General features: G+C 72.0%; 20 protein-coding genes. 9 read left to right on the top strand and 11 right to left on the bottom strand.

Annotated features, from left to right (window positions below; translation table 11 throughout):
* Window positions 1-66 precede the first annotated feature (66 nt).
* The 4 genes from BLQ73_RS19100 to BLQ73_RS19085 all read left to right on the top strand — a co-directional run bounded on the left by BLQ73_RS19100 (window position 67) and on the right by BLQ73_RS19085 (window position 9,076).
* The gene (locus tag BLQ73_RS19100) at window positions 67-600 is read left to right on the top strand and encodes a SigE family RNA polymerase sigma factor (protein ID WP_275936300.1); all 534 of its coding nucleotides are present in this window, start codon (window positions 67-69) and stop codon (window positions 598-600) included.
* Window positions 597-1,829 (top strand): hypothetical protein, encoded by a 1,233-nt coding sequence (locus tag BLQ73_RS19095; RefSeq protein WP_093171835.1) that lies wholly within the window; start codon window positions 597-599, stop codon window positions 1,827-1,829. The genes BLQ73_RS19100 and BLQ73_RS19095 overlap by 4 nt, the downstream gene beginning before the upstream one ends.
* A 191-nt stretch (window positions 1,830-2,020) precedes the next feature.
* The gene (locus tag BLQ73_RS19090) at window positions 2,021-3,289 is read left to right on the top strand and encodes an amidohydrolase (RefSeq protein ID WP_093171834.1); all 1,269 of its coding nucleotides are present in this window, start codon (window positions 2,021-2,023) and stop codon (window positions 3,287-3,289) included.
* A gap of 288 nt (window positions 3,290-3,577) precedes the next feature.
* Window positions 3,578-9,076, top strand: coding sequence for an ATP-binding protein (locus BLQ73_RS19085; RefSeq protein WP_093171833.1), 5,499 nt, complete (start codon window positions 3,578-3,580; stop codon window positions 9,074-9,076).
* Window positions 9,077-9,214: 138 nt separating this feature from the next.
* Here BLQ73_RS19085 and BLQ73_RS19080 read toward each other — a convergent pair whose 3' ends face one another.
* The 4 genes from BLQ73_RS19080 to BLQ73_RS19065 all read right to left on the bottom strand — a co-directional run bounded on the left by BLQ73_RS19080 (window position 9,215) and on the right by BLQ73_RS19065 (window position 11,513).
* A complete protein-coding gene (locus tag BLQ73_RS19080; RefSeq protein ID WP_093171832.1) occupies window positions 9,215-9,574 on the bottom strand; it encodes a hypothetical protein in 360 nt (119 codons plus the stop codon).
* On the bottom strand, window positions 9,571-10,239 hold the full coding sequence (locus BLQ73_RS19075) for a nucleotidyltransferase domain-containing protein (protein WP_093171831.1): 669 nt from the start codon (window positions 10,237-10,239) through the stop codon (window positions 9,571-9,573). The genes BLQ73_RS19080 and BLQ73_RS19075 overlap by 4 nt, the downstream gene beginning before the upstream one ends.
* 205 nt (window positions 10,240-10,444) lie before the next feature.
* Window positions 10,445-10,765, bottom strand: a complete 321-nt coding sequence (locus BLQ73_RS19070) for a sulfurtransferase TusA family protein (RefSeq protein WP_093171830.1) — start codon at window positions 10,763-10,765, stop codon at window positions 10,445-10,447.
* A gap of 118 nt (window positions 10,766-10,883) precedes the next feature.
* On the bottom strand, window positions 10,884-11,513 hold the full coding sequence (locus BLQ73_RS19065) for a TetR/AcrR family transcriptional regulator (protein ID WP_176955544.1): 630 nt from the start codon (window positions 11,511-11,513) through the stop codon (window positions 10,884-10,886).
* Window positions 11,514-11,592: 79 nt separating this feature from the next.
* On the opposite strand from BLQ73_RS19065, the gene BLQ73_RS19060 reads away from it, so the two are divergent.
* Entirely contained in the window at window positions 11,593-12,000 is a 408-nt protein-coding gene (locus BLQ73_RS19060) for a RidA family protein (RefSeq protein WP_093171828.1), read from the top strand.
* Window positions 12,001-12,269: 269 nt separating this feature from the next.
* Window positions 12,270-12,815 (top strand): AAA family ATPase, encoded by a 546-nt coding sequence (locus tag BLQ73_RS19055; RefSeq protein WP_093171827.1) that lies wholly within the window; start codon window positions 12,270-12,272, stop codon window positions 12,813-12,815.
* Here the strand turns inward: BLQ73_RS19055 and BLQ73_RS19050 are convergent.
* The 3 genes from BLQ73_RS19050 to BLQ73_RS19040 form a co-directional block, all read right to left on the bottom strand.
* The gene (locus BLQ73_RS19050) at window positions 12,799-14,031 is read right to left on the bottom strand and encodes a cytochrome P450 family protein (protein ID WP_093171826.1); all 1,233 of its coding nucleotides are present in this window, start codon (window positions 14,029-14,031) and stop codon (window positions 12,799-12,801) included. The genes BLQ73_RS19055 and BLQ73_RS19050 overlap by 17 nt on opposite strands.
* A gap of 284 nt (window positions 14,032-14,315) precedes the next feature.
* The gene (locus BLQ73_RS19045) at window positions 14,316-14,669 is read right to left on the bottom strand and encodes a DUF952 domain-containing protein (protein ID WP_093171895.1); all 354 of its coding nucleotides are present in this window, start codon (window positions 14,667-14,669) and stop codon (window positions 14,316-14,318) included.
* Complete coding sequence (locus BLQ73_RS19040) at window positions 14,666-14,821, bottom strand: GNAT family protein (RefSeq protein WP_218125925.1); 156 nt, start codon at window positions 14,819-14,821, stop codon at window positions 14,666-14,668. The genes BLQ73_RS19045 and BLQ73_RS19040 overlap by 4 nt, the downstream gene beginning before the upstream one ends.
* Window positions 14,822-15,116: 295 nt before the next feature.
* Here BLQ73_RS19040 and BLQ73_RS19035 point away from each other — a divergent pair, with 295 nt between their 5' ends.
* Entirely contained in the window at window positions 15,117-15,353 is a 237-nt protein-coding gene (locus tag BLQ73_RS19035) for a hypothetical protein (RefSeq protein ID WP_245691190.1), read from the top strand.
* A gap of 83 nt (window positions 15,354-15,436) precedes the next feature.
* Here the strand turns inward: BLQ73_RS19035 and BLQ73_RS19030 are convergent, their stop codons facing one another.
* Genes BLQ73_RS19030 through BLQ73_RS19020 form a run of 3 tightly spaced genes read right to left on the bottom strand, consistent with a single transcriptional unit; the run spans window position 15,437 to window position 17,735 of the window.
* Complete coding sequence (locus BLQ73_RS19030) at window positions 15,437-16,222, bottom strand: hypothetical protein (protein ID WP_093171825.1); 786 nt, start codon at window positions 16,220-16,222, stop codon at window positions 15,437-15,439.
* Window positions 16,219-16,983: an ABC transporter permease gene (locus BLQ73_RS19025; protein WP_093171824.1), complete on the bottom strand. Its 765-nt coding sequence runs from the start codon at window positions 16,981-16,983 to the stop codon at window positions 16,219-16,221. Before BLQ73_RS19025 ends, BLQ73_RS19030 begins: the two co-directional genes overlap by 4 nt.
* Window positions 16,980-17,735, bottom strand: coding sequence for an ABC transporter ATP-binding protein (locus BLQ73_RS19020; protein ID WP_093171823.1), 756 nt, complete (start codon window positions 17,733-17,735; stop codon window positions 16,980-16,982). The genes BLQ73_RS19025 and BLQ73_RS19020 overlap by 4 nt, the downstream gene beginning before the upstream one ends.
* Before the next feature lie 109 nt (window positions 17,736-17,844).
* On the opposite strand from BLQ73_RS19020, the gene BLQ73_RS19015 reads away from it, so the two are divergent.
* A complete protein-coding gene (locus BLQ73_RS19015; protein WP_093171822.1) occupies window positions 17,845-18,330 on the top strand; it encodes a GbsR/MarR family transcriptional regulator in 486 nt (161 codons plus the stop codon).
* A 154-nt stretch (window positions 18,331-18,484) separates the two neighbouring features.
* On the opposite strand, the gene BLQ73_RS19010 is transcribed toward BLQ73_RS19015, so the two are convergent.
* The gene (locus BLQ73_RS19010; protein WP_176955543.1) at window positions 18,485-19,498 is read right to left on the bottom strand and encodes a questin oxidase family protein; all 1,014 of its coding nucleotides are present in this window, start codon (window positions 19,496-19,498) and stop codon (window positions 18,485-18,487) included.
* Between the two features lie 100 nt (window positions 19,499-19,598).
* On the opposite strand from BLQ73_RS19010, the gene BLQ73_RS19005 reads away from it, so the two are divergent.
* Window positions 19,599-19,883 carry an ArsR/SmtB family transcription factor gene (locus tag BLQ73_RS19005; protein ID WP_093171820.1) on the top strand — a complete coding sequence of 95 codons (285 nt, stop codon included), beginning with the start codon at window positions 19,599-19,601 and terminating at the stop codon, window positions 19,881-19,883.
* Window positions 19,884-19,941 lie beyond the last annotated feature (58 nt).

The raw sequence follows: 19,941 nt of genomic DNA, 5'->3' as shown, positions 1-19,941 counted from the left end.
GTTCAGTGGCAATGGCGGCATAGCGGGGGCGGGGCGGGTGCGTCTGTAGGGGCGGACAATCCAACTGTGGAGGTGATCGTGGACGCCGCAGCAGAGCGACGTTTCCGCGACTTCGTGGCCGCGCGCTCCCCCGCGCTGATGCGCCTCGCCTTCCTGCTGACCGGCGGTGACCAGCATGCGGCGGAGGATCTGCTGCAGTCGGCGCTGGCCAGGACGGTGGCGAGGTGGCGCGCGGTGGAGGAGCCGGAGGCGTATGTACGTCAGGTGATGTACCGGCAGCAGGTGTCGCTGTGGCGCAGAGTGGCGGGCAGCCGGGAGACCGCGGTGGCGCACTTGCCGGACGGGGCGGTGGGTGACGGCACGCATGCGGTCGATGTGCGGCTTCTTGTACGGCGGGCGCTGGCCAGGTTGACCCCGCGCCAGCGGGCCGTGCTGGTGCTGCGCTATTTCGAGGACCTGTCGGAGGCGGAGGCCGCGGCGGTGCTGGGCTGCTCGGTGGGGACCGTGCGCAGCACGGCCCACCGGTCGCTGGCCAAGCTGCGGGCGCTGGCGCCGGAGTTGGCCGAGCCGTACGACGTGATCGGGGAGGCATCGGTATGACCGTTGAGGACGTGGTGAGGGAGGAGCTCGATCGGTGGGCCGACGAGGCGCGCACGCCGTCGGGGCTGGCCGATCGGGCGCTCGGCGGGCGCCGGCGGCGCCGTACCAGGATGATCGCGGTGATTGCAGGGGCCGCCGCGGCCGTCGTGGTGGGCGCGCTGGCGGTTCCCGGCGCGCTGCGGGGAGGCGGTGAGCAGACCGCGATCGTGCTGGCGGGTGAGGGCCTGACCACCGACGGCCCGGCGGTGGCGCTGCCGCCGTCGGCGGAGGTGTCGGCCGATCCGGACGCGTCCCCGCCGAGCCGGCTGGTGGCGACGCCGGAGGTGGCGATGTACGCGTACTCCGTGTGGGACTACGAGAAGGTCTCGCAGAGCCGGCAGGTGTTCCGCCGCACCTGGTATCTGTACAACCCGGCCGCGGCGGCCTACGAGAAGACGCCGTGGGCGGTGGTCGACGTCGCAGCCGGCGGGCACGTGGCGGTTCTGGAGGAGCAGCAGGCGAGCAGGGTCGGTGTGCTGAGCCCGACCGGGCGGGTCAGGTGGGTCGAGCTGGAGCACCCCGCCTCCACGGTCGAGTGGTCGCCCGACGGGAGCAGGCTGCTGCTGACGGGTTTCGCCTCCAACCCCTACGAGCAGGGTGTGGTGGACGAGGGCGGGCCGTCTGAGATCGTGGAGCATGTCCGGACCGGTTTCACGGTCGTCGACGTGGGAAGCGGTGAGGCGCGGTTCCGCGCCCTGGAGTCCGCCCCCGGCCAGATGGGCGTCACGATGCTGGGGTGGAGCGGCGACGGCACCCTGATCTGGGAGCCGGGCCCTACAAGCGAGCAGACGAAGCTGTTCTACGACCTGCAGGGCCGGCCGCACGGGGCTCCGCCGCACGAGGGCGAGACCTACCAGGAGGCGGGCCTGTCGCCGGGGCGCCGGTCGCTGGCGGTCGACAGCCCCGGCCGGGGCGCGGTCGTGGCGGTGAAGGACGTCGCCTCGGGTACGGTCACGCCGCTCAAGCCGGTGGCGGGCCACTGGATCGAGCAGGCCGTCGCCTGGTCGGGCGACGGCAAGCTGGTCACGTGGGCGTGCGAGCAGCAGGGCGCGGCCAACTGCCGGGTGAGCGAGTTCCGCAACCGCCTGCTGCTGGTGGACGCCGACGGCCGGGCCGCGGTGCCGCTGACCGGTTTCCGGGAGAACAGCGAGAATCCGGGCGCGTGGGAGCCGCTGTTCGCCCGCCGCTGACCCGGGAGGCGCCCGCCGGCGGGCATCGGCGGGCGCCCACCACTCCCCCCATGACGGTGGTCAGGGGTATCCGCGGGGATTCCCCTGACCATGTCGCGGAGCGTCGCTTTCCGCTTGCTCTACGGCGTCTTCCCTGGTTCTGAAAGCGGCGTACGGCGCGGCCATACGCGTGGTAGTTGTTCGGTCGTTCCATGTACACGATTGGGGGGGCCATGCTGCCCGATGTGCCGGAGCTTCTGCCCGCGCTGGTGGAGCTCTACAAGGATCTGCACGCGCATCCCGAGCTGTCGTTCGCCGAGCACCGCACCGCGGCGGTGGTCGCCGAGTGGCTCGACACGCTCGGATGCGAGGTGACGACGGGTGTGGGGCGCACCGGGGTGGTCGGTGTGCTGCGCAACGGGGACGGGCCGACGGTGATGCTGCGGGCCGACTTCGACGCGCTGCCGGTGGCCGAGGCCACCGGCCTGCCGTACCGGTCGGTGGCGACGGCGGTCGACGCCGACGGTCAGACGGTGCCGGTGATGCACGCCTGCGGCCACGACATGCACGTGGTGTGGCTGCTGGGGGCGACCGCCGTACTGGCGGCCGACCCGGATGCGTGGTCGGGCACGGTGCTGCTGGTGTTCCAGCCGGCGGAGGAGGTCGGCGCGGGAGCCGACGCGATGGTCGACGACGGCCTGTTCGAGCGGTTCGGCACGCCGGTGGTGGCACTGGGCCAGCACGTGATCGCCGGTCCTGCGGGCACGGTGCTGTACCGGCCGGGCGTGGCGATGGCGGCCAGCGATTCGCTGAAGGTGCGGTTGATCGGCCGGGGCGGGCACGGGTCGCGGCCGGAGACGACCGTCGACCCGGTGGTGATGGCGGCCTCGGCCGTCATGCGCCTGCAGACGGTCGTGTCGCGCGAGGTCGCCCCCACCGATACGGCGGTGGTGACGGTCGGGTCGATGCGGGCCGGGACGAAGGCCAACATCATCCCCGGTGAGGCGGAGCTGCGGCTCAGCATCCGCACCTTCGAGCCGTCGGTGCGGGAGCGGGTCATGGCGGCGGTGGAGCGGGTGCTGGAGGGTGAGGCGGTCTCCGCCGGGGCTCCCGAACGGCCCGAGATCAGCACGCTGTACAGCTTCCAGCGTGTCGAGAACGACGTGGAGGCGACCGGGCGGGTCGCTGCCGCGCTGCGGGAGGCGTTCGGCCCGGAGCGGGTGGTGGAGGTGCCGGCGGTGACCGGGAGCGAGGATTTCGGGGTGTTCGGGCGGCGGGGCGGGTTCCCGTCGGTGTTCTGGTGGATCGGCGGCAGTGATCCGGAGGCGTACGCGCTGGCGGAGAAGGCGGGCCGGGTGGCCCAGGACATCCCGAACAATCATTCGCCGTATTTCGCTCCTGTTCTCGACCCAACGCTGGCGGCGGGTGTCGAGGCGATGACGGCGGCGGCGCTGTCGTGGCTTGCGGTACGGCCTGCCTGAGCTGTTTCTTCCCGGTGCGGTGCGGTGCGGTGCGGTGCCGCGGATGGGCGCACGGCGGCCTCCGTGTGAACGGGCCGGTTTCTGTTCGCGGTGGTCGGTCGGTGTGGGGTTCGTGAGCAGCGGGCGGGGCCTGCCGACGGGTTTTGGTTGTTTTCCCACAACTGGAGCCCCGCAGTGTGCGATGTCTGCGACATGGCGCCGTCGGCCGCTAGACGGAAAGGTGAACACTGCCGCGGACTGCTGTGCCGCGGCAGCGTTCATTGTTGGTCTACAGGAGGGCTCGGTCGGGTGTTCAGTCGTGTCGCCATTGTCAACCGTGGTGAGGCCGCCATGCGGCTCATCCATGCTGTACGGGACATCGCCGCCGAGACCGGGACACGGATCGAGACCGTCGCCCTGCACACCGATGTCGATCGTGCGGCCACGTTCGTGCGTGAGGCCGACATCGCTTATGAGCTCGGTCCGGCGTCGGCGCGGCCGTACCTCGATTTGAAGGCGCTGCGGCGTGCGCTGCTGGAGACCGAGGCCGACGCGGCGTGGGTCGGCTGGGGGTTCGTCGCGGAGGATCCGGCGTTCGCGGAGCTGTGCGAGGAGATCGGGGTGGCGTTCGTCGGCCCGAGCGCGGAGGCCATGCGCAAGCTCGGCGACAAGATCGGTGCCAAGCTGATCGCCGAGGAGGTCGGGGTGCCGGTCGCGCCGTGGAGCCGCGGCGCGGTGGAGAGCGTCGAGGCGGCGTTGGCGGCGGCGGCCGGGATCGGCTATCCGCTGATGCTGAAGGCGACGGCGGGCGGCGGCGGTCGCGGCATCCGCGTGATCGCGAACGCGGAGGAGCTCGCCGACGCCTACGAGCGTACGAGCCAGGAGGCCGCGCGGGCGTTCGGCAGCGGCACCGTGTTCCTGGAGCGGATGGTCACCGGCGCCCGGCATGTCGAGGTGCAGGTGATCGCCGACGGCCGGACCGCGTGGGCGCTGGGCGTCCGCGACTGCTCGGTGCAGCGGCGCAACCAGAAGGTGATCGAGGAGTCGGCGTCGCCGGTGCTCAGCCCGGAGCAGGCGGCCGAGCTGAAGGCGTCGGCCGAGCGGCTGGCGGTGGCGGTCGGCTACCGCGGCGCGGCGACGGTCGAGTTCCTCTACCATCCGGGCGATGGGATGTTCGCGTTCCTTGAGGTGAACACGCGTCTGCAGGTGGAGCATCCGATCACCGAGGCTGTCACCGGGTTCGATCTGGTGAAGGCGCAGCTGCTGGTGGCGTCGGGCGGCAGGCTGGATGGGGAGCCTCCGGCGGAGCGGGGGCATGCGGTCGAGGCGCGGTTGAACGCCGAGGACCCCGACCGTGACTTCGCTCCTTCGCCGGGGCGCATCGCGCGGCTGGATCTGCCGGCGGGGCCGGGCATCCGGGTGGACACCGGTGTCAGCGAGGGCGACGTGATCCCGGCGGATTTCGACTCGATGATCGCGAAGATCATCGCCTATGGGCGTGACCGGGATGAGGCGCTGGGCAGGCTGCGGCGGGCGATGGCGCAGACGATGGTGATCATCGAGGGCGGTGCGACGAACAAGAGTTTCGTGCTGGACCTGCTCGACCAGCCCGAGGTGATCGACGCGAGTGCGGACACCGGCTGGATCGACCGTGTGCGGGGCGAGGGCAGGCTCGTGTCGCACCGGCATTCGGGGGTGGCGCTGGCGGCGGCGGCCATCGAGGGCTATGAGGAGGAGGAGCGTGCCGAGCGGCGGCGGCTGCTGTCGACGGCGTTCGGCGGGCGTCCGCAGGTGCGGCATGAGAGCGGCAGGCCGCTGGATCTGAAGCTGCGCGGCGACGGCTACCGGGTGCGTGTCGCGCGGGTCGGCGCGCACCGGTTCCGCGTCGGGGTCGAGGCGGGTGGCGACGCCCGTACGGCGGACGTGGATCTTGAGCGTTTCGACCGGCACACCGGGCAGATCACGGTGAACGGTGCCCGGTACCGCCTGCTCACGCACACGCACGGGCCGGTCCACCTGGTGGAGGTGGACGGTGTGACGCACCGGGTGAGCCGCGATGAGGGCGGTGTGGTCCGCTCCCCCGCGCCGGCGCTGGTGGTGGCGACGCCGCTGGCGGTCGGGGCGGAGGTCGAGGCGGGCGCTCCGGTGCTGGTGCTGGAGAGCATGAAGATGGAGACGGTGCTGCGGGCGCCGTTCAAGGCGCGGCTGAAGGAATGCGTCGTGTCGGTGGGCAGCCAGGTGGAGGCGGGCGCGCCGCTGCTGCGGCTGGAGCCGCTCGCCGACGGCGGCGCCGAGGAGCAGGAGGCGTCGGCCGCCGGGGTGGTGGAGCTGGACCTGCCGGCCGCGCGCGGGCAGGCGCCGGTGCGGGAGCGCACCGTGCGCGGCCTGCAGGACCTGCGCAGTCTGCTGCTGGGGTTCGACGTGGACCCGCACGACGAGGGGCGGGTGCTGGGCGGCTACCTGGCGGCGCGCAGGGCGGCCGTCGAGGAGGGGCGGCTGCCGCTCGCCGAGGAGCTCGGGCTGGTCGAGGTGTTCGCCGATCTGGCCGAGTTGAGCCGCAACCGGCCGGCGGGTGAGGACGGCGGCGGCGAGGGCCATGTGCACAGCGCCCGCGAGTACTTCCACACCTACCTGCAGAGCCTGGACGTGGAGCGGGCCGGGCTGCCGGAGGCGTTCCAGGCCAAGCTGGCCAAGGCGCTCGGGCACTACGGCGTCGCAGGGTTGGAGCACTCCCCCGAGCTCGAGGCCGCGGTGTTCCGGATCTTCCTGGCCCAGCAGCGGGCCGCCGCCGACGCGGCGGTCGTCACCACGCTGCTGCGTGCGTGGCTGCAGGAGCCGCCGCCGGACGCGACGCTGCGCGAGCCCACCGGTCTGGCGCTGGAGCGGCTGGTGGCCGCGACGCAGGTCCGCTTCCCGGTGGTGTCCGACCTGGCGCGCGGCGTGGTGTTCGCCTGGTTCGGCCAGCCGCTGCTGCGCCGCAACCGGGCCCGCGTCTACGCCAGTGTCCGCAGGCACCTGCGGCATCTGGACGCGCACCCGGACGCGGCGGACCGCGCCGAGCGCATCGCCGAGATGGTGCGCACCACCGAGCCGCTGGTACGGCTGCTCGGCCAGCGGCTCGTCCGCGGCGATGTGGACAACGCGGTCATGCTTGAGGTGCTGACCCGGCGCTACTACGGCAACAAGGGATTGACCGATGTCCGCACCGAGAGGGTCGCGGGCTGCACGTTCGTGGCCGCCAGGCGTGCGGGGGCGTGCGTGGTGTCGTCGGCGGTCGGTTTTGAGGAGCTGGGCGCCGTGCTGCGGGGGCTGGCGGAGCTGGCGGGCGGCGAGGACGCCGTCGACGCCGACATCTACCTGTCGTGGGAGGGGCAGCCGGAGGACTCCGAGGCGATGGCCGCCGCGCTGCACGAGGTGGTGGGCGCGCACCGGCTGCCGGGCGGGGTGCGCAGGCTGACGGCCACGGTCGCGGGCAGCGGCGGCGCGGTGATGCACCACCACTTCACGTTCCGCCCGTCGGCCGAGGGCGCGGAGGGTACGGAGGGCACGGAGGGCGCGGGGGGGATGGCCGAGGAGCGGCTGATCCGCGGCCTGCACCCGTTCATCGCGCAGCGGATGCAGCTGGAGCGGCTGGGCAGGTTCGACCTGACGCGGCTGCCGTCGTCGGACGAGGAGGTGTACCTGTTCCAGTGCGTGGCGCGGGAGAACCCGTCGGACGACCGGCTGGTGGCGTTCGCGCAGGTGCGCGACCTGACCGAGCTGCGGGAGCAGGACGGCAGGCTGGTCGCGCTGCCGACGGCCGAGGACACGGTGGCGGCGTGCCTGGACTCGATCCGCCGCGCGCAGTCGCGGCGGCCGTCCGCCAGGCGGCTCAACACCAACCGGATCGTGATCTACGTGTGGCCGCCGAGCGACCTGACCCGCGCGGAGCTGGAGATGATCGCCGGGCGGGTGATGCCGACGGCGGCGGGGGCGGGGCTGGAGGAGATCCTGTTCATCGCGCGGCAGCGCGACCGGGAGACCGGCGAGCTGGCGAAGATCGCGGTGCGGATCGCGTTCGACGCCGCCGGCGGCACGGAGCTGACCGTGGGCGAGCCGTCGTCTGAGCCGGTGGAGCCGCTGGACGGCTACCGGCAGAAGGTGCTGCGGGCCAGCAGCCGCAACACGGTCTATCCGTACGAGCTGACGGGTCTGCTGGGGCGTTTCGTCGAGCACGACCTGGACGAGGACCATGTGCTGGTGCCGGTGGACCGGCCGAAGGGGCTCAACACGGCGGCGCTGGTGGCGGGGGTGGTGAGCACGCCGACCGAGCGGCACCCGCGGGGTGTGACGCGGGTGGTGCTGCTGGGCGATCCGACGAAGTCGCTGGGGGCGCTGTCGGAGCCGGAGTGCCGGCGTGTGATCGCGGCGCTGGACCTGGCGGAGCGGATGCGGGTGCCGCTGGAGTGGTATGCGCTGTCGGCGGGTGCCCGGATCTCCATGGAGTCGGGTACCGAGAACATGGACTGGGTGGCCGCGGCGCTCAAGCGGATCGTGGAGTTCACCCAGGGCGGCGGCGAGGTCAACGTCGTGGTGGCGGGCATCACGGTGGGGGCGCAGCCGTACTGGAACGCCGAGGCGACGATGCTGATGCACACCAAGGGTGTGCTGGTGATGACGCCGGATTCGGCGATGGTGCTCACCGGCAAGCAGTCGCTGGACTTCTCCGGCGGGGTGTCGGCGGAGGACAACTTCGGTATCGGCGGCTACGACCGGGTGATGGGTCCCAACGGGCAGGCGCATTACTGGGCGCCGAACCTGGGGGCCGCGCGGGATGTGCTGATGTCGTACTACGACCATACGTATGTCGCTCCTGGGGAGGCGGCGCCGCGGCGGGCGGCGACGACCGACCCGGTCGACCGGGACGTGTCGGACTTCCCGCATGTCGTGGCGGGCAGCGACTTCGCCACCGTCGGGGAGATCTTCTCGGCGGAGGCGAACCCGGACCGCAAGAAGCCGTTCGACATCCGCACGGTGATGCGGGCGGTGTCCGACCAGGACCATCCGGTGCTGGAGCGCTGGGCGGGCATGGCCGATGCGGAGACCGCGGTGGTGCAGGAGGTGCATCTGGGCGGGATCCCGGTGAGCCTGCTCGGCATCGAGTCGCGGGCGGTGCCCAGGCGCGGTTTCCCGCCCACCGACGGGCCGGACACCTACACGGCGGGCACGCTGTTCCCCCGGTCGTCGAAGAAGGCGGCGCGGGCGATCAACGCGGCGAGCGGCAACCGGCCGCTGGTGGTGCTGGCGAACCTGTCGGGGTTCGACGGGTCGCCGGAGTCGATGCGCAAGCTGCAGTTGGAGTACGGCGCCGAGATCGGCCGGGCCGTGGTGAACTTCCGCGGGCCGATCGTGTTCTGTGTGATCTCGCGCTACCACGGCGGCGCGTTCGTGGTGTTCTCCAAGGCGCTGAACCCGAACATGACGGTGCTGGCGCTGGAGGGTTCGTTCGCGTCGGTGCTGGGCGGCGCGCCCGCCGCGGCGGTGGTGTTCTCCGGCGAGGTCAACGCCCGCACTGCGGCCGACCCGCGGGTGCGCGATGCGGAGGCCCGCGTGGCGGCGGCCTCCGGCGCCGACCGCGCCGCGCTGGCCGCGGAGCTCGACGAGCTGCGCTCGTCGGTGCGGGCGGAGAAGCTCGGTGAGGTGGCCGCGGAGTTCGACCGCGTGCACGACATCCACCGCGCGGTCGAGGTCGGGTCGGTCGACGCCGTCATCCGGGCGTCGGAGCTGCGTCCGCGGATCATCGAGGCGATCGAGTCGCGCCTGCGCTGATGCGCCGATCCGCAGGTGAGGGAGGCGCCGGCGCCTCCCTCACCTGCGGCGGCCGGCGGGTGGCCGGGCTCCGTGCGTGGCCGCGTACGGCGTGCGCCCGGCTGCCGCGGCCCCCGGCCGTACGCGGCCCCGGGGCGGTCACCGGTCGGTGTGGTGTCCCAGCCAGGCGACGATGTGCCGCACGTAGCCGTCGATGTGCGCGATGGGCCGGCCGTCGAGCGCCGCGACGAGATGTGTGACGCCGAACGTCCGGTCCCAGACCTGCGCGCGCCGGTAGGTGGCGGTGTCGACCGCGAGGTGCCGGCCAAGCGGCGGGCAGGGTGCTGAGCTCTCCCCGCTCGATCGACGGGTTGGTTTGCGTGCGGAGAGAGGATTGCGCGAGGGTCTTGTGTCGTCTCTCTGAAAGGGCTGGTCGTGACGCTCGGCATGGTTCTCGGCGAAGACGAGAGCTCGCCGGTATCCGGTGCCGAGGGGTCTCTTCGAACCTGTTCGCTTCAATCAGAAACCGACTGAAGCGAGGACTGCAGGTCCGTGAGCCAGGGATGCCCCGGGTGTACGCGGGCGAGTAGCTCGGCCAGAATTTCACGCTGAGCCGGGGTCATGTGCGGGACGGTCGCGTCGAAGTCTGTTTGATCCTTTCGGCGGGCGTGCTTGGCCTTGAACAACAGGACCAATTCGGGTGCCAGATACGGGATTCCGTCTTGGGTGTGGTGGATGATGCCGCTGTAAGGAAGCCGGATCCTCTCATCGCGTCGGCAGATCCAAGTGTCGCCGTCGTGCGGTTCGCGGAACACGTCCAGCAGGTAGTTGCCGGTGCCCGGGTCGCGGAGCCATGTCTGATGTACGGCGGCCAGCACTTCCGGTGTGGCGTTCTCCCAGATCCGGCCGTTGCCTGCCGCGTCGAAGACGTATCCGGGGAAGCGGTAGCGGACCTCGGCGAAGCTCGCGGCCGGAATCGCGATCTCGATGTCCCCGTGAGCGCGTGTCTGCCTGCCGCGGAACAGATCCAGCGCCCAGCCCGCAGCCACGTACCAGGGGGTGCCGATCCCGGCCAACTGCTGCGCGACCTTGGTCGGGGTCCAGCAGGATGACCACCTGGCGTGGAGGGCTTCGATCTCGTCGGGTGACAGCTCGATGCCGCCGCTGGGCAGTTGCCGGCTCACCGCAGGAATCTATCAGCGGACTCGAAGACCCCTGGCCCTGGTCGATGAAGGAGATCAGCGGGACCTGGAGCCCGTACAGGATGCGCGGGTCACAGACGCCCTCATGCGGGGACGCCGGAATCCGTTGCGGGATGGCGGCAAAGAACTCAAAGCTCAGGCCTGGCCGGTGCACTTGGGGCGGGTGTCGGGGCCGTAGGCCCGGGGGTCACTGCTCTGCGGCGTGCCAGGGTCTGTCGGTGCGTGTGGTGCGGGCTCCGGCGGCGGTCTCGATCGCGTACGTCGGCCGCTCGCCGGGGACGGGACCGAGGTAGCGGTGCCCGGTGAGGTGGCACCAGGCGGGCAGGTCGATGGGTGCTGCGGGGTCGGCGGCGATGAGGTGGACGATCCGCCCGGCGGCCAGCGTGTCGACCAGGTGGCGCAGTTCGATCAGGAGTTGGATGCAGCGGCGGTCGCCGCCGTCCAGGACTACGGGTTCGCCCGGGCCGCCGGGGGTGATCCGGTCGCGGTGGGGTCGGCTGACCGTCATGGGCGTGGTCCTTCGTGCGGGCGGGCGGCGGGAGGGGCCGGCCGAGGGGCGGTGGGGGTCTGCGGGGGCGTTTTCCGGTACGGCGCCCGGGTGCGGCCCCGGGCGACCGGTGGTGTGGTCAACCGCATGCGCCGGTGAAGTGCAGGTGCTTCCAGCCGCTCTCGACGGACAGGCGGCACCGGTCGGGGTCGTCTCCGCTGCCGGTGAACAGCGCGGTCAGCAGGGGGACGCCGTTGGTGAGGCTGCGGCGCGGCAGGGGCCCGTTGGCGACCAGCGAGACCAGGCCGTGGGCGACGGTCCAGCTCTGGACCGCCAGTTGGAGCGGGTCGGTGTCGGCGCGGAAGCGGCCCGCGTCCCTGGAGCGGCCGGCGGCGCGGACCAGGTATTCCAGGGTCGCCTCGGCGGCCTTGAGGTCTTCGAGGTCGAAGTTCGCGTCGAACATGACCCGGTACAGGTCGGTGTGCTCAAGGGCGTTGCCGAGGTAGGCGGCGACCAGGGCGGTCAGGTCCTGGACCGGGTCGTCGGAGGCGGGCATCGCCGCGAACCTGGCCTCCAGGCGGGTGAAGCCCTCTTGCCGCAGGGCCTTCCACATGCCCTCCATGCCGCCGAAGTGGGTGTAGACGGCCATCGTCGACACTCCGGTCCCGGCCACCAGGGAGCGCAGGGTGATGGGTTCGCGGATGCGGAGCATGCGTGCGGCCCGCTCGATGAGCAGGGTGCGGACCGCGGGGTCCTTCGTCCTCGCCACGGCACCAGAATACATAGCATTGCACTGCTATAGTTTCGGACCCCCGAGCCCCACGGGCTCCCGCCGTAAAGGAGCGAGCATGGCCATCACCCTGGTGGACCCTCAAGGACTGCCGAAGGCCGGCGTCTACCGGCAGGTCTCCGTCGCGACCGGATCGAAGCTGGTCTTCATCGCGGGCCAGGTCGCCCGCGACGCCCACGGCGGCAAGGTCGGGGAAGGCGACCTCGCCGCCCAGGTCGAGCAGTGCTACCTCAACGTCGGCTTGGCCCTGGCCGAGGTCGGCGCCTCCTTCGACGACGTGACGAAGCTGACCGTCTACTTCGTCGACTGGACCCCCGACAAGCTGCCCTTGTTCGCCGAGGGGGTCGCGCGGGCCGCCGCGAAGCTGGGCGTCACGCCGGCCGCTCCGCTCACGGGCATCGGCGTGGCGGCCCTGGCCGAGCCCGACCTCCTGGTGGAGGTCGAGGCCGCGGCGGTCATCGACTGACCGCCGCGGCCGGGAACCCGCCGGACCGGGGCCGCGCACGGCGGCCCCGGCCCGGCCGTTCACCGCGGGGAGCCGCACACCCTGGCCGGGCCCGGCTACTTCGGGCCCGAGGGCAGGACCGCCCCGGCCGTGGCCGAGCGGGCACTGGAGTTCCTGCTCCGGCGGGCCGTACCGCGCAAGCCGTACGGCCCGGGCCCCGGAAGCCGGCCTGATCCCCACTGCATCCGCACTGCATCCGCACTGCCCCGTCGCAAGGAGCCGACCGACCTATGTTCACCGACCGTTTCCACGTCATCACCGGAGGGCCCGGATCGGGCAAGAGCACTCTGATCGACCACCTGCGCGGCCAGGGGTTCACGTGTCTGCCCGAGGCGGGCCGCGGCGTCATCCGCGACCAGGCGGCGATCGGCGGCGCCGGGCTGCCCTCGGGCGACGCCGGCCTGTTCGCCGAGCTGATGCTGAGCTGGGACCTGCGCTCCCACCGGGAGGCGCGGGAGGGCGACGGCCCCGCGGTGTTCGACCGGGGTGTGGTCGACACCATCGCCTACCTGCGCCTGTCCGGCAGGCCGGTGCCGGAGCACCTGCACCGGGCCGCGGACGCGTTCCGGTACAACCGGCGGGTGTTCGTGGCGCCGCACTGGCCGGAGATCTACCGCAGGGACACCGAGCGCAGGCAGAGCGCGGCCGAGGCCGAGCGCACGTATCTGGCGTGCCTGGCGGCCTACGCCGACTACGGGTACGAGCCGGTGGAGATCCCCCGGGGAGGTGTCGCCGAGCGCGCCGGGTTCGTGGCGGGGCTCATCGGGGGCCGGTGAGGCGGACCGGCAGGGCGTGGTGGCCGTTGGCGATGAACGACGCCAGCGGCGCCGGTTCGCCGTCTCCGGCCAGGGCCAGGTCGGGGAAGCGCGCGAACAGCGCCTCCAGCGCGGTGCGGCCCTCCATCCTGGCCAGGGGCGCGCCCAGGCAGTGGTGGACGCCGTGGCCGAACGCCAGGTGCCTGTCGCGGGTGGCGCGGGTGATGTCGAAGGCGTCGGGGTCGGGGCCGTGGTGGGCGGGGTCGCGGCCCGCCGCGGCGAGGCCGAGGACGATGGCCTCTCCCCGGCGGATCACGGTGCCGCCGACGGTGATGTCCTCGACGGCGTAGCGCAGCGGCAGGTTCGCCACGGGGGCCTGCCAGCGCAGCGCCTCCTCCACGGCGTCCGCCCACGACGCCTGCCCGGAGCGGAGCAGGGCGAGCTGGGCGGGGTGGGTCAGCAGCGCGTAGGTCGCCTGGTCGATGAGGTTGACGGTGGTCTCGTGGCCGGCGGCCAGCATCAGGAACAGGGTGTCGACGAGCTCCTGCTCCGACAGGCGCGAGCCGTCCCGGTCGCGGGCGGCGATCAGGTCGCTGGCCAGGTCGTCTCCCGGCCGGGCCCGTTTGGCGGCCACCAGCTCGTGCAGGAGGGCGTAGCCGGCGATCGTGGTGGCCTCCACCTCCTGCGGTGAGGCGGCGGTGTGGAAGACGCTGTCCACCACGCGCCGCACATCGGCCCGCGCGGATTCGGGCAGGCCGATCAGGTCGCTGATCACGTTCGCCGGCAGCGCGACGGCGTAGCGTTCGCGCAGGTCGACGGCGTGGCCGTACGGCGCCGCCGCGAGGTCGCCGAGCAGGGCGTCGGCGATGGCCTGCACGCGGGGCCGCATCGCCTCGGTGCGGCGGGCGGTGAAGGCGCCGGCGACGAGTCGGCGCAGCCGCCGGTGGTCGTCGCCGTAGGCGGTGAACATGTTGTTGACCGACACCCACATGTGCAGCGGCCAGTCGTGGGGGATCTCGCCCGCGACGTAGGGGGGCCAGTGTCTGCGCGCGTCTTTGGACACGCGGGGGTCGGAGGCGAGTTCCCGGATCAGCGTGTAGTCGGTCACCGCTCTGGCCGGGATCCCGCCGGGCAGTTCCACGGCCGGTGCGGCGCCGGCGTCGCGGACGCGCCGGGCCTCGGCCTGGATGTCGGTTCCGGTGGGGTCGAGGACGATGGGGGGGACGGTTCGGGCCACGGCGTCTCTCCTTGGGGTGAGGGGGTCCGTGGGCCCATGATCTCCCGCGTGATCCGCGCACCCCAGGGTGGAGTTCCAGCTCTACGCTCACCGGTGAACCCGACTGGCGAGGGGACCCGACCGGCGTTGACGACGGCGTGGTGACGGGCGGGCCGCCCGCGGCTCACTGTCAGGGGCCAACCGTCAGGGGCCAACCGTCAGGGGGCCCGCTGGACGGGGGCCCGCTGGACGGGGCTCACTGTCGGGAGGTCACTGCCGGGGGCCCGCTGGACGGGGCCCCTTTCTCACAGGGTGTACGGCGCGGCGGAGATGACGGCGCGGGCCGGGATCGGCCCGTAGATGTGGGGGAAGGTCTCCCCCGCCTCCGCCGGCTCGTGCACCACCGGGCAGCCGAGCAGACCGGTGTCGATCTCCAGCAGCACCAGCGGGTCGGTCACTCCGCGGTAGAAGCGGTCGGCCACGCCGCGGACCTGGGCGTGGTCGCGGCTCGCGTGGATGAACCCCTCCTGCTCCAGCGTGCGGCCCAGTGTCGACTGCCGGTATTCGCCGGCGCGCAGCGCCCGATCCCACTCGTCGGCGAGCGCCAGGTGCCACACCACCTCGGCCGCCTCGGCCGCCTCACCGGCGGCGCCGCTCACCGGGCCCGCCACCGGCGGTCGGGCATCGCGTAGACCACCCCGTCGGTCCACTCGCCCTTCACGGACTCGTTCTCGCCGAGGTATGCCTCGCGGCGCATCCCCAGCCGCGGGGTGAGCCGTTTGCTGTGCAGTGGGAAGTCAGGTTTCAGCATCTGGCCAGGCTAAGCATCGCGTGCCGGTCGCGCGACCCGATATCGCCCACCGCTGAAACCGCCCGAAAACCGTTCGCTTCAGTTCCCGCGCCCCCGTTACCGTCGAAAAGAGCCGCGCCGGGGCCTCGGTCGCCCGCGAGCTCGCCGTGCGGGGGCGGGCGATCCGCGGCGACCGGGCCTGCCGGGACCCCGCCCGGTGAGACCCCCTCACCGGGCCGCGTGCCGGCCGCCGCCCCGCCGTCGGGCCGACCCGCTGAAGAACACCTGAACAGCCGCGTGAGCCCTGTTAGCCTCTGTGACGATCGATGAAGCGGAGGCAGCGATCTTCACCTACGAATTCGCCACCATGGAATGGATCTGGGATCACGGTTCCATCCGCCTCAATCTCCCCGGCGGGATCGAGCGGATGTACTCCGGCAGCTTCAACGAGGTCGTCGCCATACTGTCCGATCTCGGCGGGCAGGGCTGGGACGTGGCCTCGACCGCCGCGAACGGGAACTGGCTGTTCTGGACCCTGCGCCGCCAGCACTGAACGGGCCGGGCGCGCGGGACGGGGACGGCGACCGGTTTCGGCGTTCGGGGCCGACTCCCGGGCACGGCCGGGCCGCGATCTGTTCACGCCTTGATGGTGTCGGTCCTGTTCAGCCGCCATGCGGCTAGGGCGGTGAGCACTGCCGCCGCGGCGAGCATCAGGGGGACGCCGATCGCGGCGATGGCGGGTGCGTCGTCTTCGTGCCAGAGCAGGTTGGCGGGGAAGACGAGCAGGTCCTTGAGGGCGGGGCTGAAGAGATCGGGCCGGTACATGTACATGCCGCCGGGCAGTACCGCCGCGATGAAGACGGCGGCCGCCACCAGGATCGCGTTGTAGGTGTCGCGCACGAACAGGAACGCCAGGTTGGCGATCGCCAGCATGACGACGGCCAGCGCGAAGACCATGAGGCTGGTGGCGATGAACGCCCCCGGCCGGAAGTCGGCCGGGCCGGCGAACGCCAGCACACCGCCGGCGGCGGCCAGCATGCCCACCACGTTGACCAGGGTGAGGATGAGCATCGTCGGGGCGAGCTTGCTGACGAAGTACCGTGTGCGGCTGATCGGTTTGGTGAGGTACAGGGCGAGTCGGCGCTCTTCGGCCGGTGTCACGTAGACGCGCAGCAGGTCGAAGACACCCACCCAGTAGATCACGCAGAGCAGTCCGGTGTAGTCGTTGATCAGGATGGTGTGCACGCCGTTGCGGGCGCCGAAGACGGCCTCGAAGAAGTGCTGGATCGAGGGGATGCCGGGCAGGAGGCCGTCGCCGATGCCGATGACGACGAGCAGGGCGCATGCCCACGGGTGGTGGGGGCGCAGGGCCGCACGGGCTTCGAGCCGGGTGTAGGCGGCGTACGCCGTGGGGGTGGTCATTGCTCCTCCCGGGAGACCTTCCAGGCGCCGAGGGCGGCGGTGGCGATGTGGAAGGCGAGCAGGGCGGCGATGGGTGCGAGCATGTCCGCCGGGGTGAAGGTGGTCATCTGCCCGATGAGGGAGACGCCATGGTAGAAGGGGTTGAGCCAGCCGAGCCAGGGCGAGTCGGTGTAGAAGGGCAGGAAGGCGACGCCGACGAACGTGCCGAGCAGCAGCAGGCTGACCAGCATGGCGGGGATCTTGCGGCCGAGCAGGACGCCCATGGTGCCGGCCAGGGTGACGGCGTAGCCGGCGGCGAACAGGTGGACTGTGGCCATGCCCAGGTAGATGGCCGGGTCGAAGCCGCTCACCTGGCTGGGGTAGTAGACGGTGCCGATGAGTGTGGCGGTGATGTAGATCCCGGCGAACACGCCGACCGCGCCGGTCAGCCGTACCAGGAAGTAGCGGCTGCGGGTGATCGGCTTGCTCCACAGCAGCGGCAGTTCGCCGCGTGCGCGTTCGTCGGCGACGATCCCGCCGACCAGGATGATGCCGGCGAACATCGAGACCTTGTTCATGCTGAGGTCGAGGTAGGCGAACATGAACAGGGTGAAGGAGCCGTCGCCGTCGAACCACTCGCCGGCCAGGTCCACCATGCTCTGCGGGGGGCGTTTCATCGCGATGGGGAAGACCAGCAGCGCGTAGCAGATGACGACTGCGATGATCTTGGTTCGGCGGGTGCGCAGCAGCGTGCGCACTTCCTGCCGGAGGAAGGCGGTCACGGCGTGATCCCTTCACGCGCCATGGCGCCGCGGACCAGGGTCAGGTAGAGGTCGTCCATGCGAGGGGTGCCGTGGGCGGCCTTGAGCTCGGCCAGGTCGCCGGCGGCCAGCAGCCTGCCGTGGTGCAGGATGGCCACGCGCTGGGAGGCGTCCTCGATGTCGGACAGGATGTGGGTGGAGAACAGCACGGTGACGCCTTTGTCGCGGGCCAGGGTGGCCAGATGCCGCATGAGGTCGGCGCGGCCGATCGGGTCCAGCGCGGTGCTGGGCTCGTCGAGGAACAGCACCTGCGGGTCGTTGATGAGCGCCTGGGCCAGGCCGACTTTCTGCGTCATGCCGCTGGAGAACCCGCCGAGCTTCTTCTTGGCGACCTTGCCCAGGTCGAACATGGTGAGCAGTTCGTCGATCTTGTTGCGCACCGGTTTGCCGCTCAGTCCGAACATGGACGCCACGTAGGCGAGGAACGTGACGGGGGTCATGTCCCTGGGCAGGGCGTAGGAGGCGGGCAGGAAGCCGGAGATCCGCCGTACGGCGAGCGAGTCGGCGACGACGTCGCGGCCCAGGACGCGGGCGCTGCCGGCGGTGGGCCGCAGCAGGCCGAGCAGCATCTGGATGGTGGTGGTCTTGCCGGCGCCGTTGTGGCCGACGAAGCCGAACACTTCGCCGGGCGCGACGCTGAAGGTGACGTCGTCGACGGCGCGGACGTCCTTGTATTGCTTGGTCAAGCCCCGGATGTCGATGGCGGGGGTCATGGCGGTGCTCTCTTTCCGAGCGAGGCAGGTGATCCACCCCCGAACATATAGACATTTCAGAGATCTGTAAACATTCAGAGTTTTTGGAGGGTTTGGTACCCTCTGGCGTATGGATACCAACCAGCGGCTGCGCGCAGCCGCCGAGAAGCTGGCGCTGACCCTGGCCCAGGGGGGCATGCAGAGGGCGACCGCCCGGGTGATGACCGCCCTGCTCTACACCGGCAAGGAGTCGATGACCGCCGCCGACCTTCGCGAGGAGCTGTCCATCAGCTCGGGTGCGGTGTCCACGGCGATCAAGCAGCTCGCGCCGCTCGGCCTGGTCGAACGTGTGCCCGCCCCCGGCAGCCGCCGCGACCACTACCGCCTGCGCCAGGGCGCCTGGTCCAACCTGATGTCCCAGCAGAACGCCCTGCTGACCGTCATGTGCGACGCCGCCCGGGAAGGCATCGACGCGGCCGGAGCCGACGGCGTCACCGGGCGCCGGCTCCACGAGATGCAGGACTTCTACACCTACATGCTGGAGGAGCTCGTCCCGCTGATCGACCGGTGGCGCGAGCAGTACACCGCCGGGACCGGCGGCGCGTCGGCCGGGTAGCCGCGACTCCCCCGGCGCGCCTGGGCGGCCTGCGCGATGGCGCAGCCGGCGGACGCGCGGTGCGGCGGACGCGGGAGGGGGCCGGTCAGGCCGGCTCCCAGCGGCCGGTGAACAGCTCCTCGTCCGGCGGGTCGCCGGTGCGGTGTGGGGCGGTTCAGGGGCGCAGGAGTTCGACGGCGCGGTGGGCGGCGTGGAGGTAGACGGGGTCGGGGTCGGCGGCGTGGCGGCGCAGGACGGCCTCGGTCATCTTGATGGCGTGCGCTTCGCCGGTCTCGGCGGCCAGGCCGGCGAGGTCGCCGGGGGCGGGCGGGTCGCCGTGCGGGAGGGGTTCGACGGTGCCGCCGTGGCAGTAGCCGCTGTAGAGGGCGGCGCCGACCTGCCACAGCGCGTCGTAGGTGGGGCGCCAGGTGGCGGGCGGGAGTTCGGTGAGGATCGAGGAGACCGCGGCGGGGGCGGTGACGGCGTGGATGAAGCCGATCGGGGCGTGGCGGCCGTGGGTGAGGAAGAGCCCGGTGAAGGCGGCGATGAGGTCGGACAGGTCGGCGGGCACGTCGCGGGGCGGGCGCAGGGCTGAGACGGCGCCGGGGAAGTCCGGCAGGTCCCCGAGGCTGCCGAGGTGCCGGACGATGAGTCCGGACGGCGGGCGGTCGAGCAGCGGCATCCGCTCCACCGCCTCGCGCAGGGTACGGCTGCCGCAGGTGCGCGGCCGACCCGGCAGCTCCGCGTAGCCGGCCGCCCAGTAGGCCAGGGCGTGCCCCAGTTCGGTCCTGCGCGGGGCCGTCTCCCGGTCGGCGAGGGACCGTACGGCGTGAGCCGTACGGATGACGCCGTGGGTGGCCCCGGCCGCCAGGCCCGGGGTCAGGCGGGGCCACCACTCGGCCAGCACGTCGCGCCACGCCGCTTCGGCGAGGCGCTCCTGGAAGTGGCGTGTCCAGGCTCCGAGGCGGCGCATGTCGCCGAGCGCCTCGCGCCAGTGCGTGATCCGGCCCTGGGCCGGGGGCTGCGCGTCGAGGTCGGGCAGGTAGCCGGTCACCCAGTCCGGCACGAGGTCCTCGGCCCCGAGGCGCAGGAGGGCCTCGGCCACCATCGGGCCGTGGTTGGACAGTCCGCCGCGGAATTCGGGGCCGGTGGGCGCGAGTCGTACCAGGGCCTCGTCCAGGTGATCCACATCGTCTCCCATCTATATTGGCATCGGCCAATATAGAGACGCGCTGATCCCATGTCCATAGGCGGATATCGATATAGATGGCGGGCGATACGCTGTGCCCATGGACACGGTCGCACTGCTCCGGGCCCTCGCCCACCCCGTACGGCTGGGCATGGTGCAGCAGCTCTCCACCAGGCCGCACATATGCGCCTGCGACTTCACCGACCACTTCGCGGTCAGCCAGCCGACGATCTCCGCCCACCTCAAGGTCCTCCGCGAGGCCGGGCTCGTCACTACCCGCCGCGAAGGCACCACCATCTGCTACTCGCTCGCCCCCGAGTCCCTCGCCGAGCTCGCCGCGACGCTCGACGGCCTGGCGCGGACGGCTCTCGTGCCGTCGAGCTGACCGGCGGCCAGGACGGTGGCCCGGATACGGGTCAGGCCCGCTGACTCCTCCCGGGCCG

Source organism: Sinosporangium album, assembly GCF_900100605.1.
GTDB classification, from domain to species: Bacteria; Actinomycetota; Actinomycetes; order Streptosporangiales; family Streptosporangiaceae; genus Sinosporangium; species Sinosporangium album.
Note: the sequence above shows the minus strand (reverse complement) of the source record. Positions and strands in the feature narration are given on the sequence as shown.